Origin of the sequence: Streptomyces rishiriensis (assembly GCF_030815485.1) — a bacterium.
Taxonomy (GTDB): domain Bacteria; phylum Actinomycetota; class Actinomycetes; order Streptomycetales; family Streptomycetaceae; genus Streptomyces; species Streptomyces rishiriensis_A.
Map to the genome: position 1 here is coordinate 2,911,353 of NZ_JAUSWV010000002.1, position 14,922 is coordinate 2,926,274.

Sequence of the window (14,922 nt, forward strand, 5' to 3'; positions counted from 1 at the left end):
GTACGGCCGTTTTACCGCCGTTTCGGAACCGGCACCCGCAGCAGGTCGTGCGCCACGGTCAGCTCTCCGTCGAACCCCGCCGCCCGCGCCTGCCGCTCGAATTCGTCCGGCTCGGAGTAACGCTGGCTGAAGTGGGTGAGGACCAGGTGCCGCACCCCTGCGTCACGGGCCACCCGTGCGGCCTGACCGGCGGTCAGATGCCCGTGGTCGACGGCGAGTCGCTCGTCCTCGTCGAGGAAGGTCGACTCGATGACGAGCAGGTCGGCGGCGTCGGCGAGCGAGTGCACGCCGTCGCACAGCCGGGTGTCCATGACGAACGCGAACCGCTGCCCCCGCCGGACCTCGCTGACCTCGTCCAGCGACACCCCGTCGACCGAGCCCTCCCGCTGGATGCGGCCGACGTCCGGCCCCTTGATGCCGTGCGCGGCCAGCCGCTCGGGCAGCATGCGGCGGCCGTCGGGCTCGACGATCCGGTAGCCGTAGGACTCGACGGGATGCGAGAGCCGGGCGGCTTCGAGCCGGTAGGACGCGGTGGTGGCGAGGACGCCGTCCGCGTCGACCGGGGCCTCGGTGATGCCGACGGTCTCGCGGTAGGCGGTGGAGTAGCGCAGCCGGTCGAAGAAGCGCTGCCCCGAACGCGGATAGTGCGCGGTCACCGGGTGCGGCACCTGGTCCAGGTTGATGCGCTGGATGACACCGGCGAGGCCGAGGGAGTGGTCGCCGTGGAAGTGCGTGACGCAGATCCGGTTGAGGTCGTGCGCGGCGACCCCGGCCCGGAGCATCTGGCGCTGGGTGCCCTCGCCCGGATCGAAGAGGACGCCCTCGCCGTCCCAGCGCAGCAGGTAGCCGTTGTGGTTGCGGTGCCGGGTCGGGACCTGGCTGGCGGTGCCGAGAACCACCAGTTCACGTACGGACACGGCGGCCTATCCGGGGGGCCAGTGCAGGCCGCGGCCGCCGACGACGTGCGCGTGGGCGTGCCAGACGGTCTGGCCGGCGCCTGCGCCGGTGTTGAAGACGACCCGGTAACTCTCCAGCTTGTCCTCGTCCGCGACCGCCTGCGTCTCGCGCAGCACGTCGGCGGCGAGCTCCGGCGCGCCGGCGGCCAGGGCGGCGGCGTCCCGGTAGTGCGCCTTCGGGATCACCAGGACGTGGGTGGGCGCCTGCGGGTTGATGTCCCGGAAGGCGATGGTCGTCTCGGTCTCCCGCACGATCGTCGCCGGGATGTTCCCCGCGACGATCTTGCAGAACAGACAGTCGTCCTGCGGTTCCCCTGCCATGCGGGTTCCTCCTCAGACGGTTGATCAGTACGGGGGCATGGTAGCGGGGGGAGTGCGTCGTTCCGGTCCCTCCGGGGGCGGTTCCGGTTCCCTCGGAGGGCGGTTCCGGTTCTTTCCGGGGGCGGTTCCGGTTCTCTCGGGGGAGCGCGACGACGAGGCCGCTCGGGCCGGAGCGCGGGTCGGCGGGCGGCAGCCCCCGACCCGCGCTCCGCTCCGACACCCAGACCTACGAACCCGGAAGCAGCGGAGGCGTCTTCGCCGGGGTCTCCTCGAGGGCGGCCAGCGCCAGCGACACCGCCTCGTCCAGCTGGACGTCCCGCCCCGCCGCGTAGTCCTGCGGAGCACAGACCACCTCGACGTCGGGATCGACACCGTGGTTCTCCACGCCCCACTCGTACCCCTCCAGCCAGAACGCGTACTTGGGCTGCGTGACGAGCGTCCCGTCGACCAGCCGGTACCGGCTGTCGATCCCGATCGTCCCGCCCCAGGTGCGCGTGCCCACCACCGGCCCGATCCCCAGCGCCTTGATCGCCGCGTTGACGATGTCCCCGTCGGACCCGGAGAACTCGTTGGCGACGGCGACGACGGGTCCCCGGGGCGCGTCCTCCGGGTAGCTGGACGCCCGCATCCCGCGCGGCAGGTCCCAGCCGACGATGCGCCGGGCGAGCTTCTCGACGACCAGCTGGGAGGTGTGGCCGCCCCGGTTCTCCCGGACGTCCACGATCAGCCCCTCCCGCGCGACCTCGACCCGCAGGTCACGGTGGATCTGGGCCCACCCGGGCGCCTGCATGTCGGGCACGTGCAGATACCCCAGCCGGCCGCCGGATGCCTCGTGCACATGGGCCCGCCGGTCGGTGACCCACGCGTGGTAGCGCAGCGCCTCCTCGTCCGCCACGGGGACGACGACGGCGTGCCTCGGCTCGCCCCCGCCGGACGGCGAGATCGTCAGCTCGACCACCTTGCCCGCGGTGCCGACGAGCAGCGGGCCGGGCCCGGTGACCGGGTCCACCGGCTGTCCGCCGACGGCGACGACGGCGTCACCGGCCCGCACCGCGACGCCGGGCGCGGCCAGCGGGGAACGCGCGTCGGGGTCGGAGGTCTCGGAGGGCAGGACCCGGTCGATGCGCCAACTGCCGTCCGGGTGACGGGAGACGTCGGCGCCCAGCAGACCCTGGCGGGCGCCGCCGCCGTGGCCGCCGCGCGGCATGACGTAGGCGTGCGAGGTGCCGAGTTCGCCGTGCACCTCCCACAGCAGGTCGACGAGGTCGTCGTGGGTGGCGAGCCGTTCCAGCACGGGCCGGTAGCGGTCGAGGACGCCGTCCCAGTCGACGCCGCCCAGATCGGGCCGCCAGAAGTTGTCCCGCATGATGCGGCCGGTCTCGTCGTACATCTGCCGCCACTCGGCGGCCGGGTCGACGGTGCGGCGGATCCGGCCGAGGTCGACGGTGATGTTGCCGTCGCTGTCGTCGTCGCCCGAGGCGCGCCGGTCGCTCGGGACGACCTTGAGCTTGCCGTCGGTCCACAGCAGCAGCCGCTTGCCGTCGCCGCTGACCTCGAAACCGTCGGCGTCGGCCGCGAGGTGCTCGATGCGCTGCTGGGTGAGGTCGTAGCGCTCCAGCTCGGTGTGCGGGTCGGGGTCGTCCGGGGTGGCGCGGGAGGCGCCGAGGACACCGCGCACGGGGTGCCGCAGCCAGAGCACGCCGTCCTTCGCCGCGGCGAGCCCGGAGTACCGGCCGGCCTCCACCGGGAAGGGGACTATCCGGTCGGCGAGCCCCTCGAGGTCGATACGGGTGGTCGGGGTGCCCTCGCTGTCCGGGGTCTCGTCCTTGTCGGGGGCCTCGAAGGGCCTGCCGTGCCGCTGCGGGCCGAAGGGGGACGGGGTCGTCGCCGCGAGGGTGATGAGGTGCGGGCGGGCCCCGGCCACGAAGGAGAGGTCGAAGACGTGCTCGTCGTAGACCGGGTCGAAGGCGCGCGTGGAGAGGAACGCGAGGTGCTTGCCGTCGAGGGTGAAGGCGGGCGCGTAGTCGTGGAAGCGCAGCGGGGTCGCGTCGGTGACCGACAGGTCGGTGACGTTGGCGAGCCTGAGCTGGCTGAGCGGGCGCGGACCGGGGTGCGACCAGGCCAGCCAGGCGGAGTCGGGCGAGAAGACCAGGTCGGAGACCTCGCCGTCGGGGCTGTCGGCCACCTCGCGTACCTCACCGGTCTCCCGCTCGACGAGCAGCAGCCGCCCGTCGTGCGCGGCGACGGCGGCCCGGCTGCCGTCGGGCGCCATGGCGAGTTCCAGGACCCGCCCGAGCCGTCCGGCGGCGAGCCGGCGCGGAGTGGCGCCGGGAGCCGTCCCGGTGGCCGGGGCGAACTCCAGCGCGTCCTCCCCCTCGGCGTCCGTCACCCATACGACCCACTCCTCGCCCTCCGTGCGGAAGGTGCGCGGCAGCCGGGCCCGGACGCCGGGTTCGGCGGCGAGCGCGCGGGCGGGGCCGGAGCGGTGGGTCACCCAGTGGACGGCGCCGCGCACCTCCACGGCGCTGCCCCGCGCGGTGTGGTCGGGCGCGGCCCCGCCCAGCCACCGGGAGGCGGCCACCGGGTAGGGGCGGCGGTCGGTGCGCTGCCCGCCGAGGCGGACGTCGAGGCGACGGGGTTCGGCGCCGTCCAGGTCGTCGAGGAGCCACAGCTCACCTGCGGACATGTACACGACCCGAGTGCCGTCACCGGCGGCGTGCCGGGCGTAGAAGCCGTCGAGCGGGGTGTGCCGCCGCAGGTCGGACCCGTCGGCGAAGGACGAGTACAGGGCCCCCGTGCCCTCGTGGTCGGACAGGAACGCCAGGCGCTCCCCCGCCCACACGGGGTACTCGATGTTGCCGTCCAGTTCCTCGTGCAGCCGGACGAACTCCCCGTCGCCCTCCCGGTCGATCCACAACTTGCCCGCCGTACCGCCCCGGTAGCGCTTCCAGTGGGCGGCCTCGCGCCCCATCGGCGCGGACAGCACCACGGTGTGCGGGCCGTGCGCAACCGTGCCGACCGGCCCGTACGGCAGGGTCGTCGCCGGTCCGCCGTCGATGGGGACGGCACGGGCCCAACTGCGGCGCAGGGTCGCCTGGTCGTAGGTGCTGACGGCGAGGACCCGGCCGTCCGGGGTCCAGCCCCGCACCCGGGTCTGCCAACTGCCCCAGTACGTCAGCCGGGTCGACGGGCCGCCGTCGACGGGGGCGATGTGCACCTCGGGGGCGCCGTCGCGGGTGGAGGTCCAGGCCACGGTCGTGCCGTCGGGCGAGATGCGCGGCAGGGTGACCGGCACGTTGTCGGCGCTGACCCGCCAGGCGCGACCGCCGTCGAGGGGGGCCAGCCACACGTCGTCCTCGGCGGCGAAGGCCACCGACCGGCCGTGCAGATGGGGGTATCGGAGGTATGCGGCAGGCGTCGCGGGCTGTGTCACCGAATCACTGTATGCAAGGGCGGGACCGCAGGTCAGGGGTTTCGATCACTTCCCCGTGCCGCCCCCGCCGTCCCCGCCCACGGTCTCGGTGACGGTGACGGTCACGGTGACCGTCGGCCGGGCGCCGGGCCGGTCCGAACCGGACGGGGCGACCGGCGAGGGCGTCGCGGACCCGCAGTCGCCGAGTCCGCTGACCCGGAACAACTGCTTCTTGCCGACGACGGCGGTGAGATCCCCCCGGACACAGGCCCCGTCGACCGCCCGCGCGACCTGGCCCGTGACCGTGATGTCCCGGCCGTCTGCGGTCTCCCCCTGGCAGTCCACGGAGGCGACGGTCCCCGCCTTCCTCTCCTGGTCCTCGTACTGAGCCGTGCAGGTCAGCCAGCGCACGTTCACGTCCCGCCGCTGGATCTCGGCCGTCGCGGCCTCGTCGGTGGTGTACGCCACGGACATGCTGCTCAGCCCGCCCGGCTCGCACGCCACGACGCCGACCGCCGCCACGGCCACCGACGGGAGAAGCCAAATCCGCCTCAATGCCCCCATGGACGGCAGCGTGCCACTCGGGCCCGCGGCGCGGTAGCCCGTATGCGGTCACTTTCCGCGCGGGTTCTACGGTGGACGCATGACTGACGAACGCCGCCGGAGAACCCTCGTCGTGGACGGGTCGACCAGTTATGTGTGGACGGTCCGCCACCGGCACGGGGACGGGCGGCCGTGCCAGGAGGTGCTCACCCTGCACCGGGACGGCGTCCGCACCCACCTCGTCTTCCGGGACGGTGAGGGGCGATACGTCGGCAGCGTCGCGTACGGGCACAGCGGCGGGGTGGGCGACCGCCACCATCACCTCAACCTCAACGAACCCGGTGTGGTGCGCGCCTTCGTCGACGAGGCCGTCAAGCGGGAACTGCTGCCCTACAACGGCGAGTTGGACGGCTGGGAGCTGTTCACCGCAGTGGCCCTCAGCCGAGCAGCAGCAGCCACTCCTGAAGTTCCACCAGATTGCCCTCCGGGTCCTTGAGGTGCGCCACGCGCATCCGGTCGGCCATCGGAGCGGGGCCGTGCACCAGGGCGACGCCGTGGGCGGTGATCCGCGCGCACATGGCGTCCAGGTCGTCCACGCGCAGGGCCACCAGGGAGCGGTGACCGTGCGCCGCGTCGCCCAGTTCGCCGAGCACCTCCGCCATCATCGCCCGGTCCTGGACGGCTATCCCCGCCGAACCGGTGGCGGGAGAGAACTTTTCGTACGGGCCCCGCTCCGCCCCCGACTGCGGCTTGAGGCCGAGGACGTGGGCGTAGAAGCGGTAGCAGGCGGCGAAGTCGGTGACCAGCAGCCTCACCTGGACGAATTCCACGGTGTCCTCCCGGAGGGCGGGCGGGGTCAGGACCAGCGGCCGGTCCTGCCCAGGAGCAGGGACGCGGCCGCCGTGCCGGCGGTCGAGGTGCGCAGGACGCTCCGCCCGAGCCGGTACGCCTTCGCGCCCGCCTGCGCGAAAAGCGCCAGCTCGTCGGGCGAGACGCCCCCTTCGGGGCCCACGACGAGCACGATCTCGCCCGTGGCGGGGAGGGCGGCGGTGGCCAGGGGCTCGCTGCCGTAGTCACGGTCCTCGTGCAGGACGGCGGCGAAGTCGGCGCGGGCGAGAAGCTCCGCCACCTGCCGGGACGTCGACGCGTCGGCGACCTCGGGGAAGCGGACCCGACGGGACTGCTTGCCGGCCTCGCGGGCGGTGGCCCGCCATTTGGCGAGCGCCTTCGCGCCGCGCTCCCCCTTCCACTGGGTGATACAGCGCGCGGCCGCCCACGGCACGATCGCGTCGACGCCCGTCTCGGTCATCGTCTCCACGGCCAGCTCACCGCGGTCGCCCTTCGGCAGCGCCTGGACGACGGTGATCCGGGGCGTCTCGGCGGGCTCCTCGGTCACCTCTCCCAGGCTCACCACCAGCCGGTCCTTGCCCTCGGCGGCGACGACCTCGCCGCGCGCCCAGCGTCCGGCGCCGTCGGTCAGGACGACCTCCTCGCCGCTCCGCAGCCGCTTCACGGACACGGCGTGCCGGCCCTCGGGACCGTCCAGTACGAACGGGGAGCGGGAGGAGGGGAGTTCGTCGACGACGAAGACGGGCGCCGTCACGAGGCACCGTCCTCGCCTGCCGGGAACTCCGACAACGCTGTCCGCGCCTCGGCGAGTTCGGACACCAGGACCTCCACCAGCTGCCCGGCGGGCAGCTCCCGGGCGAGCCGGTGGCCCTGCCCCGCCCACAACGCCATGCCCTGCGCGTCGCCCGCCTTGGCGGCCGCCTTGCGCAGCGGCGTGGTGAGGTGGTGGACCTCCGGGTAGGCGGCCGGCGCGTACGGGCCGTGCTCGCGCAGGAAGCGGTTGACCAGGCCGCGGGCCGGGCGTCCGGAGAAGGCGCGGGTCAGCTCGGTGCGCACGAAGAGAGGGTTGGTCAGCGCCTGCTTGTGCACGGCGTGCGCGCCGGACTCGGGCGTGACCAGGAACGCGGTGCCCAACTGGGCGGCGCTCGCGCCGGCCGCGAGGACGGCGGCGATCTGGCTGCCGCGCATGAGCCCGCCCGCGGCGACGATCGGCAGGTTCACGGATTCGCGGACCTGGGCGATCAGCGCGAGCAGTCCGATGCCGGAGCGGTCGTTCTCCGGGTTGTCCCTGTGGGTGCCCTGGTGGCCACCGGCCTCCACGCCCTGCACGATCACCGCGTCCGCGCCGGCCCGCTCCACCGCGCGGGCCTCCTCCGCGGTGGTCACCGTGACCAGGGTGAACGTTCCCCCGCGGCGCAGGGACTCCAGCGCCTCGATGCTCGGGATGCCGAAGTGGAAGGACACCGCCGGCACCGGGTTGTCCAGCAGCACGGCGAGCTTGGCGTCGTAGCCGTCGTCGCGGCCGCTTTCCGGGTCGCCCAGCTCGGTCTCGTACCAGGCGGCCTCACCGGCCAGCTGATGGGCGTAGACCTCGACGGCGCCCGTCTCCGCGTACTCGGGCTGCGGCATGAAGAGGTTCACGCCGAAGGGACGGGCCGTGAGGCTCCGCAGCTGCTTGATCTCCTGGTACATGCCGTCGGCCGTCTTGTACCCGGCGGCGAGGAACCCGAGCCCACCGGCCTCGCACACGGCGGCCGCGAGTCGCGGGAGGGAAACACCGCCCGCCATGGGGGCCTGCACGATCGGATACGGGAAGAGATCGGTCAGTGCGGAGGACATGACGGCATGTTGTCACGTCCTTTGAACAAGTCCGAATCGACCCTTCCCCTGCGCACGTGCCCCCCGGTCAGCCCGTCCGGGGTGCGGGGAGGGGGCCCTTCCGGGGGCCGGAAGCGGGTGTCCGGGCGCGCAGCCCCGGGGCGGGAAAGGGAGGGGGCGACGGAGGCCGTTCAGCCCCCGTCGCCCCCTCCGTCACCGCCCGTCACCGCCCGTTGAACGCGTCCTTCAGCCGGGAGAACAACCCCTGCTGGCCGGGCTGGAACTGCCCCGTGGGCCGCTCCTCGCCCCGCAGCTTGGCCAGCTCCCGCAGCACCCGCTCCTGCTCGGGGTCGAGCTTGCTCGGCGTCTGCACCTCGACATGCACGATGAGGTCACCACGCCCCCCGCCCCGCAGATGCGTGACACCCCGGCCGTGCAGCGGGATCGACTGGCCGGACTGGGTACCGGGCCGGATGTCGACCTCCTCCAGCCCGTCCAGCGTCTCCAGCGGCACCTTGGTGCCGAGCGCCGCCGCCGTCATCGGCAGGGTCACCGTGCAGTGCAGGTCGTCGCCGCGCCGCTGGAACTGCGCGTGCGGCAGCTCGTGGATCTCCACGTACAGGTCGCCGGCGGGGCCGCCGCCGGGGCCGACCTCGCCCTCGCCCGCGAGCTGGATCCGGGTGCCGTTGTCGACACCGGCCGGGATCTTCACCGTCAGCGTGCGGCGCGAGCGCACGCGCCCGTCGCCCGCGCACTCCGGGCACGGGGTCGGCACGACGGTGCCGAAGCCCTGGCATTGCGGACACGGCCGCGAGGTCATGACCTGCCCGAGGAAGGACCGCGTCACCTGCGACACCTCGCCGCGGCCGCGGCACATGTCACACGTCTGGGCACTGGTGCCGGGAGCCGCGCCCTCGCCACTGCACGTCGTGCACACGATCGCCGTGTCGACCTGGAGGTCCTTGGTCGTGCCGAAGGCCGCCTCCTCGAGGTCGATCTCCAGCCGGATCATCGCGTCCTGGCCGCGCCGGGTGCGCGAGCGCGGACCGCGCTGCGACGCCGTACCGAAGAACGCGTCCATGATGTCGGAGAAGTTCCCGAAGCCACCGGCGCCGAAGCCGCCCGCGCCGCCGCCCGACTGCGACAGCGGGTCGCCGCCGAGGTCGTAGACCTGCTTCTTCTGCGGATCCGACAGCACCTCGTAGGCGGCGTTGATCTCCTTGAACCGCTCCTGGGTCTTCGGGTCCGGGTTGACGTCCGGGTGCAGCTCGCGCGCGAGCCGCCGGAAGGCCTTCTTGATCTCTTCCTGCGACGCATCGCGGCGCACGCCGAGAACGGCGTAGTAGTCCGTGGCCACCTACGACTCCGCCAGGATCTGTCCGACGTACCGTGCCACCGCTCGTACCGCTCCCATCGTTCCCGGGTAATCCATGCGGGTCGGTCCGACCACGCCCAGCTTGGCGACTGCTTCGCCGCCCGAACCGTAGCCGACCGACACCACCGAAGTGGAGTTGAGCCCCTCATAGGCGTTCTCGTGACCGATGCGTACGGTCATGCCCGAATCCCCCGCCTCGCCAAGGAGCTTGAGGAGCACGACCTGCTCCTCCAGTGCCTCCAGGACGGGGCGGATGGTGAGGGGAAAGTCATGTCCGAAGCGGGTGAGATTGGCGGTACCGCCGATCATCAGCCGCTCCTCGTTCTCCTCGACGAGCGTCTCCAGCAGGGTGGAGAGCACCGTCGTGACCGTGCCGCGGTCCTCGGCCTCGAAGGCCTCCGGCAGATCCTCCACCAGCCGCGGCACGTCCGCGAAGCGGCGCCCCGCGACCCGGCTGTTGAGCCGGGCGCGCAGATCCGCCAGTGAGGCCTCGCCGAAGGGCGCCGGACAGTCCACCATCCGCTGCTCGACCCGCCCGGTGTCCGTGATCAGCACGAGCATCAGGCGTGCGGGCGCGAGCGAGAGAAGCTCCACGTGCCGCACGGTCGAGCGGGTCAGGGACGGGTACTGCACGACGGCGACCTGCCGGGTGAGCTGCGCGAGCAGCCGTACGGTCCTGGCCACCACGTCGTCGAGGTCGACGGCGCCGTCGAGGAAGTTCTGGATGGCCCGCCGCTCGGGCCCGGTCATCGGCTTGACGCCGGCGAGCTTGTCGACGAACAGCCGGTAGCCCTTGTCCGTGGGGATCCGCCCGGCACTGGTGTGCGGCTGGGCGATGTACCCCTCGTCCTCCAGGGCGGCCATGTCGTTGCGGACCGTCGCCGGGGACACGCCGAGGCTGTGCCGCTCGGTGAGCGCCTTCGACCCCACGGGTTCCTCGGTGCCGACGTAGTCCTGGACGATGGCGCGCAGCACCTGGAGCCTGCGTTCACTCAGCATCGCGCGCACACCTCCCGCAGTAGTCCCCAGTCCCCTGGGCGCCTCGTCTGGCACTCTTCACATCCGAGTGCCAGCGTTCCCCGGCCCAGTGTACGGCTGTGGGGTACACCCGGGGCAAGGTCGGCCCCCGGTACGGCGTCGTAGGGCTAGCGTCGCGGTATGACGGTGACTTGGGAAGAGCTCGGATGGGAGCGGGTCGCGGCCGGGGTCGGGCGGGTGCGGCTGCCGGGCTGGGACTGCACGGCGGGGCTGGTCGTCGGGGCGGGCGCGGTGCTGATGATCGACGCGGGGTCGAGCCTGGCGGAGGGGGTGCGGCTGCGGGCCTGGGCCGAGGAACTCAGCGGCTCCCGTGTGACCCATCTCGCTCTCACCCACCCCCACTTCGACCATGTGTTCGGGGCTGCCGCCTTCGCGGGCGCGGAGGTCTTCGGGGCGGTGGGGGTGGACACCGTGGCGGCCGAGGAGCTGCGGGCGGACGCGGTGCGCAACGGTCTCGACGAGACGGCGGCGACGGAGGCCGCGGACACTCTCGTCCGGCCCCGGCACCTCGTCTCCGGCGAGTGGACCCTTGACCTGGGCGACGGCCGGCAGGTCCTGCTGGCGAACGTCGGACCCGGTCACACCGCCCACGACCTGGTGGTTCTGGTCCCGGGGACTTCCGGTGGCCCCGGCGTGCCGGACTCCCCCGAGACGGTGTTCTGCGGCGACCTGGTCGAGGAGTCCGGCGAGCCCCAGGCCGGCCACGACGCCGTGCCGTCCCAATGGCCCGCCGCCCTCGACCGCCTCCTCGAACTCGGCGGCGAGGACGCGGTGTACGTGCCCGGTCACGGAGCGGTGGTGGACGCGGCGTTCGTACGGGCGCAACGGGACGCGCTGGCGGCCCGTTTCGGCGTGTCGCCCTGATCGTGTGTCCCCCGGCCCGCCGCTTCTCCTATCGTCATCCGAATGCGCCAGTACTCCGCCGACCTGACCCCTCCCTGGAAGAAGCCGAAGCCGGTACCCGAGGTCCCGGCCGAGCCCGGGCTGGTGGTGGAGGAGCCCGGCACCGGGTTCTGCGGCGCGGTGATCCGCTGCGAGGCGGGCACGGTGACCCTGGAGGACCGCTTCGGCAAGCACCGGGTGTTCCCGCTGGAGCCGCGCGGCTTCCTGCTGGAGGGCAGGGTCGTGACCCTCGTGCGGCCGGCCTCCGCGGGCCCGGCGCGCCCCACCCGTACCGCCTCCGGTTCGGTCGCCGTCCCCGGCGCACGCGCGCGGGTCGCCCGAGCCGGCCGGATCTACGTCGAGGGCCGGCACGACGCCGAGCTGGTCGAGAAGGTGTGGGGCGACGACCTGCGCGTCGAGGGTGTGGTCGTGGAGTACCTGGAGGGCGTGGACGACCTGCCGTCGATCGTCGCCGAGTTCGCGCCGGGCCCCGACGCGAGGCTGGGCGTCCTGGTGGACCACCTCCTCCCCGGCACGAAGGAGTGGCGCATCGCCCGCTCGGTCACGAGCGAGCACGCCCTGGTCGTCGGCCACCCGTACATCGACATCTGGGAAGCCGTGAAGCCGTCGGCTGTCGGGATCGAATCCTGGCCCCGGGTACCGCACGGCCAGGACTGGAAGACGGGCGTGTGCCGCGCCCTGGGCTGGCCGGAGAACACCGGGGCGGTCTGGCAGGCGATCCTGAAGCGGGTGGGTTCCTACAAGGACCTCGAGCCGGAGCTGCTGGGCCGGGTCGAGGAACTGATCGACTTCGTGACCGCACCCTGAGCCGCACGGCTCCCGACCCCGGCTCTCCGGTATCCCGGCCCCGGCTTCCGGCTCCGGCTTCCCGCCCTCCGGCCCCGCCCGCCGGCCCTGACTTCCGGCTCTCCGGCATCCCGGCCCCAGCTTGCGGCTTCCCGCCCTCCGGCCCCGGCTTCCGGCTCCGGCTCTCCGGCATCCCGGCCCCGGCTTCCGGCTCCGCTACCCGCCCTCCGGCCCCGGCTCCCCGGCTCCCCGCTCCCCGCTCCCCGCTCCCCGCTCCCCGCTCCCCGCTCAGTCCACCAGGTCCCGCACCACCGCGTCCGCCAGCAGTCGCCCGCGCAGGGTGAGCACGGCCCGCCCCTCGTCGTAGGGGCCCCTGTCGAGCAGCCCGTCGGCCAGGGCCCTGCGCGACGCCGCGAGCCCGTCCGGCCGCAGCAGGTCCAGCGGTACGCCCTCCCGCAGCCGCAGCTCCAGCAGGATCCGCTCCACCCGGCGGTCCTCGGCCGGCAGCAGCTCCCGTCCGGCACCCGGCGACCGCCCCGCCGCGAGCGCCGCCGCGTACGCACCCGGGTGCTTGACGTTCCACCAGCGGACGCCGCCCACGTGCGAGTGCGCTCCCGGGCCCGCGCCCCACCAGTCGGCGCCGCGCCAGTACAGCTCGTTGTGCAGGCAGCGGGCCGCCTCGGAGGTGGCCCAGTTGGACACCTCGTACCACTCGTAGCCCGCCGCGGCGAGAGTCTCCTCGGCGATCAGGTAGCGGTCGGCGTGGACGTCGTCGTCGGTCATCGGGACCTCGCCCCGGCGGATCCGGCGGGCGAGCTGGGTGCCCTCCTCGACGATCAGGGCGTACGCCGAGACATGGTCGGGGCCGGCGCCCAGGGCGGCGTCAAGCGAGGCCCGCCAGTCGTCGTCCGACTCGCCCGGGGTGCCGTAGATCAGGTCCAGGTTGACGTGGTCGAAGCCCGCCGCCCGCGCCTCCGCCACACAACGCTCGGGGCGGCCGGGGGTGTGCGTGCGGTCGAGCACCTTCAGCACGTGCTGCCGGGCGCTCTGCATGCCGAAGGAGATCCGGTTGAAGCCGCCCTGGCGGAGCGTGGCCAGGTAGGCGGGGTCGACGGACTCCGGGTTCGCCTCGGTCGTCACCTCCGCGTCCGCCGCCAGCCCGAACTCGTCGCGGATCGCGGCCAGCATCCGTACGAGGTCGGAGGCGGCCAGCAGGGTGGGCGTGCCCCCGCCGACGAAGACCGTGCGGACCTCGCGCGGGTCGTCGCCGAGAACCTTGCGGGCCAGGCGGACCTCGTCGATCAGGGTGTCGGCGTAGTTCTCGCGGGAGGCGAGCACCCCGCCGGTGCCGCGCAGCTCGGTGGCGGTGTAGGTGTTGAAGTCGCAGTAGCCGCAGCGGGTCGCGCAGTACGGCACATGCAGATAGAACCCGAGGGGGCGGTCGGCGGCGCCGGCGAGCGCGTGCGCGGGAAGCGCGCCGTCGTCGGGAACCGGTTCACCGTCGGGAAGTGCGGAAGGCATGTCGCCCATTGTCCCGTACGTCCACGCCTACCCGGGATCCCCGGCCACCCCCACCCGGAACACCGGCGTCCGGCCCACCCCACCGGCCTCGGTACGGATACGGACGACGGACGCCGCCCACCGGACGCCGGAGTCCGCACGCCGCACGCCGCACGCCGGGCGACGGGCGACGGGCGACGGACGCCGGGCGACGGACGCCGGGCCGGCGTTCAGTCCAGGAGGTCCGCTCCCAGTGGCCGTCCCGTGCGCGCGCCCGGCAGGACGTACGCCACCGCCGAGCCCCGCGCCTCGGTGAATCCGCTCAGCTCGTCCTGAGCCGCCATCCGGCGCTGCACCCGTACGAACAGCGCCGGGTCCCGCATGAACGCGAGGAACAGCAGGCCCTGGTCGGCGGGCCCGTCGGCGTAGGAGTAACCGCGACGCAGCATCCGGGCCCCCGAATCGAGGCGGGGGCTCACGGCCCGGACATGGGAGCGCGGCGGGGCGGCGGCCTCGGGCCCTGCGGCCGACCGACCACCGTCCAGCGGACCACCGGTCGAGCGGCTGCGGCCGATGATCTCCTCCTGGCGGTGCACGGCGAGCCGCGCGAAGTCCTCGATGCGCAGACGGACTCGTCGTACGACGAGGTAGGTGGCGTTGCCCGACCACACCCAGCGCTCGCACTCCTCGGGGGTGGGGTTGGCGGGCCCGTCCTTGAAGCCGAGCAGATTGCGCGGGGTGGTGTCGCCGTCGGGAGACGGCGGCAGAAAGCCGTCCTGCCGCCAGCGCGGATACAGGGTCTCCCCGGCCAGCCGGGTCAGGGTCGCGGCGATCCCCTCGGTCGCGTCGGCGCTGTCGGCGCAGAGCTGCACCAGCAGATCGCCGCCGCAGCGGTCGGCGTCGAGGCGGTCACCGGTGAAGGCGGGCAGGTTCCGCAGGGCGGCCGGGGCCCGCAGGCCCAGACGCGCCGGGAGGGCGGGGCCGATCCCGAGGGTCGCGGTGAGGCGGGCGGCGCGCGAGCTGTCCGACCCCAGCGTCTCGGCGAGGGCGTGCGTCCAGGCCCCGAGCACTGCCTTCAGCGCACGCGCGCCCGCCGCGCCGCGCAGGGCGGGGTCGAGGTCGTACGCCAGGAGCAGCACGGTGGCCTGCCTCGGGGTCGTCACCCCGGCCTGGCGCGGGCCGTGGAAGCCGGGCCCACGGGCGTCCTCGGGCGGATCGGCGTCGCGGGCACAGGCGGTCACGGTCAACCCGACCCCCGCGCCGGCGATCAGGACGCGCCGGCGTGTGGGCGCTTCGGATACGGCATTCGTCGCCTCAGGCACGAACCGGACGATACATCCGCAAACCCGACCCCCCGGTTTCCCCCGCCCCACCCGACGCCCCCAGCCCCCGCCTGGCCGCTCCGCTCCCTCCAGCCCACC

14 protein-coding genes are annotated in these 14,922 nt (G+C 73.7%); 3 read left to right on the plus strand and 11 right to left on the minus strand.

Features of this window, described 5'->3' with window-relative positions; genetic code table 11:
* Positions 1-11 precede the first annotated feature (11 nt).
* From QF030_RS15435 to QF030_RS15450, 4 genes are all read right to left on the minus strand, one after another.
* Positions 12-917, minus strand: a complete 906-nt coding sequence (locus QF030_RS15435) for a ribonuclease Z (RefSeq protein WP_307163253.1) — start codon at positions 915-917, stop codon at positions 12-14.
* 6 nt (positions 918-923) lie between these two features.
* Positions 924-1,277, minus strand: a complete 354-nt coding sequence (locus tag QF030_RS15440; RefSeq protein WP_054244874.1) for a histidine triad nucleotide-binding protein — start codon at positions 1,275-1,277, stop codon at positions 924-926.
* A 226-nt stretch (positions 1,278-1,503) separates the two neighbouring features.
* Positions 1,504-4,710, minus strand: a complete 3,207-nt coding sequence (locus QF030_RS15445; protein WP_307163254.1) for a S41 family peptidase — start codon at positions 4,708-4,710, stop codon at positions 1,504-1,506.
* Between the two features lie 45 nt (positions 4,711-4,755).
* Positions 4,756-5,253, minus strand: coding sequence for a hypothetical protein (locus QF030_RS15450; protein WP_307163255.1), 498 nt, complete (start codon positions 5,251-5,253; stop codon positions 4,756-4,758).
* Between the two features lie 79 nt (positions 5,254-5,332).
* Here QF030_RS15450 and QF030_RS15455 point away from each other — a divergent pair, with 79 nt between their 5' ends.
* Positions 5,333-5,728: a hypothetical protein gene (locus tag QF030_RS15455; protein ID WP_307163256.1), complete on the plus strand. Its 396-nt coding sequence runs from the start codon at positions 5,333-5,335 to the stop codon at positions 5,726-5,728.
* On the opposite strand, the gene QF030_RS15460 is transcribed toward QF030_RS15455, so the two are convergent.
* From QF030_RS15460 to hrcA, 5 genes are all read right to left on the minus strand, one after another.
* Positions 5,670-6,062 (minus strand): VOC family protein, encoded by a 393-nt coding sequence (locus QF030_RS15460; protein ID WP_307163257.1) that lies wholly within the window; start codon positions 6,060-6,062, stop codon positions 5,670-5,672. The genes QF030_RS15455 and QF030_RS15460 overlap by 59 nt on opposite strands.
* A gap of 26 nt (positions 6,063-6,088) precedes the next feature.
* A complete protein-coding gene (locus QF030_RS15465; RefSeq protein ID WP_307163258.1) occupies positions 6,089-6,835 on the minus strand; it encodes a 16S rRNA (uracil(1498)-N(3))-methyltransferase in 747 nt (248 codons plus the stop codon).
* Positions 6,832-7,920, minus strand: coding sequence for a nitronate monooxygenase (locus tag QF030_RS15470; protein WP_307163259.1), 1,089 nt, complete (start codon positions 7,918-7,920; stop codon positions 6,832-6,834). The genes QF030_RS15465 and QF030_RS15470 overlap by 4 nt, the downstream gene beginning before the upstream one ends.
* A gap of 202 nt (positions 7,921-8,122) precedes the next feature.
* The gene (gene dnaJ / locus QF030_RS15475) at positions 8,123-9,256 is read right to left on the minus strand and encodes a molecular chaperone DnaJ (RefSeq protein ID WP_307163260.1); all 1,134 of its coding nucleotides are present in this window, start codon (positions 9,254-9,256) and stop codon (positions 8,123-8,125) included.
* Complete coding sequence (gene hrcA / locus QF030_RS15480; RefSeq protein WP_307163261.1) at positions 9,257-10,273, minus strand: heat-inducible transcriptional repressor HrcA; 1,017 nt, start codon at positions 10,271-10,273, stop codon at positions 9,257-9,259.
* Positions 10,274-10,432: 159 nt separating this feature from the next.
* On the opposite strand from hrcA, the gene QF030_RS15485 reads away from it, so the two are divergent.
* Together QF030_RS15485 and QF030_RS15490 are read left to right on the plus strand one after the other, a co-directional pair.
* A complete protein-coding gene (locus tag QF030_RS15485) occupies positions 10,433-11,176 on the plus strand; it encodes an MBL fold metallo-hydrolase (protein ID WP_307163262.1) in 744 nt (247 codons plus the stop codon).
* 42 nt (positions 11,177-11,218) lie between these two features.
* Positions 11,219-12,022, plus strand: coding sequence for a DUF3097 domain-containing protein (locus tag QF030_RS15490; protein ID WP_307163263.1), 804 nt, complete (start codon positions 11,219-11,221; stop codon positions 12,020-12,022).
* Between the two features lie 267 nt (positions 12,023-12,289).
* Here the strand turns inward: QF030_RS15490 and hemW are convergent, their stop codons facing one another.
* Both hemW and QF030_RS15500 read right to left on the minus strand, forming a co-directional pair.
* On the minus strand, positions 12,290-13,522 hold the full coding sequence (gene hemW, locus QF030_RS15495; protein WP_307163265.1) for a radical SAM family heme chaperone HemW: 1,233 nt from the start codon (positions 13,520-13,522) through the stop codon (positions 12,290-12,292).
* A 209-nt stretch (positions 13,523-13,731) separates the two neighbouring features.
* A complete protein-coding gene (locus QF030_RS15500) occupies positions 13,732-14,823 on the minus strand; it encodes a Dyp-type peroxidase (RefSeq protein ID WP_307163266.1) in 1,092 nt (363 codons plus the stop codon).
* Positions 14,824-14,922: the final 99 nt, after the last annotated feature.

What these genes read in the sequence shown, in the direction of transcription:
- QF030_RS15440 (WP_054244874.1), bottom strand. Translation starts at nt 1,277, where the DNA reads ATGGCAGGGGAACCGCAGGACGACTGTCTGTTCTGCAAGATCGTCGCG.
- QF030_RS15450 (WP_307163255.1), bottom strand. Translation starts at nt 5,253, where the DNA reads ATGGGGGCATTGAGGCGGATTTGGCTTCTCCCGTCGGTGGCCGTGGCG.
- QF030_RS15455 (WP_307163256.1), top strand. Translation starts at nt 5,333, where the DNA reads ATGACTGACGAACGCCGCCGGAGAACCCTCGTCGTGGACGGGTCGACC.
- QF030_RS15470 (WP_307163259.1), bottom strand. Translation starts at nt 7,920, where the DNA reads ATGTCCTCCGCACTGACCGATCTCTTCCCGTATCCGATCGTGCAGGCC.
- hrcA (WP_307163261.1), bottom strand. Translation starts at nt 10,273, where the DNA reads ATGCTGAGTGAACGCAGGCTCCAGGTGCTGCGCGCCATCGTCCAGGAC.
- QF030_RS15485 (WP_307163262.1), top strand. Translation starts at nt 10,433, where the DNA reads ATGACGGTGACTTGGGAAGAGCTCGGATGGGAGCGGGTCGCGGCCGGG.
- QF030_RS15490 (WP_307163263.1), top strand. Translation starts at nt 11,219, where the DNA reads ATGCGCCAGTACTCCGCCGACCTGACCCCTCCCTGGAAGAAGCCGAAG.
- hemW (WP_307163265.1), bottom strand. Translation starts at nt 13,522, where the DNA reads ATGCCTTCCGCACTTCCCGACGGTGAACCGGTTCCCGACGACGGCGCG.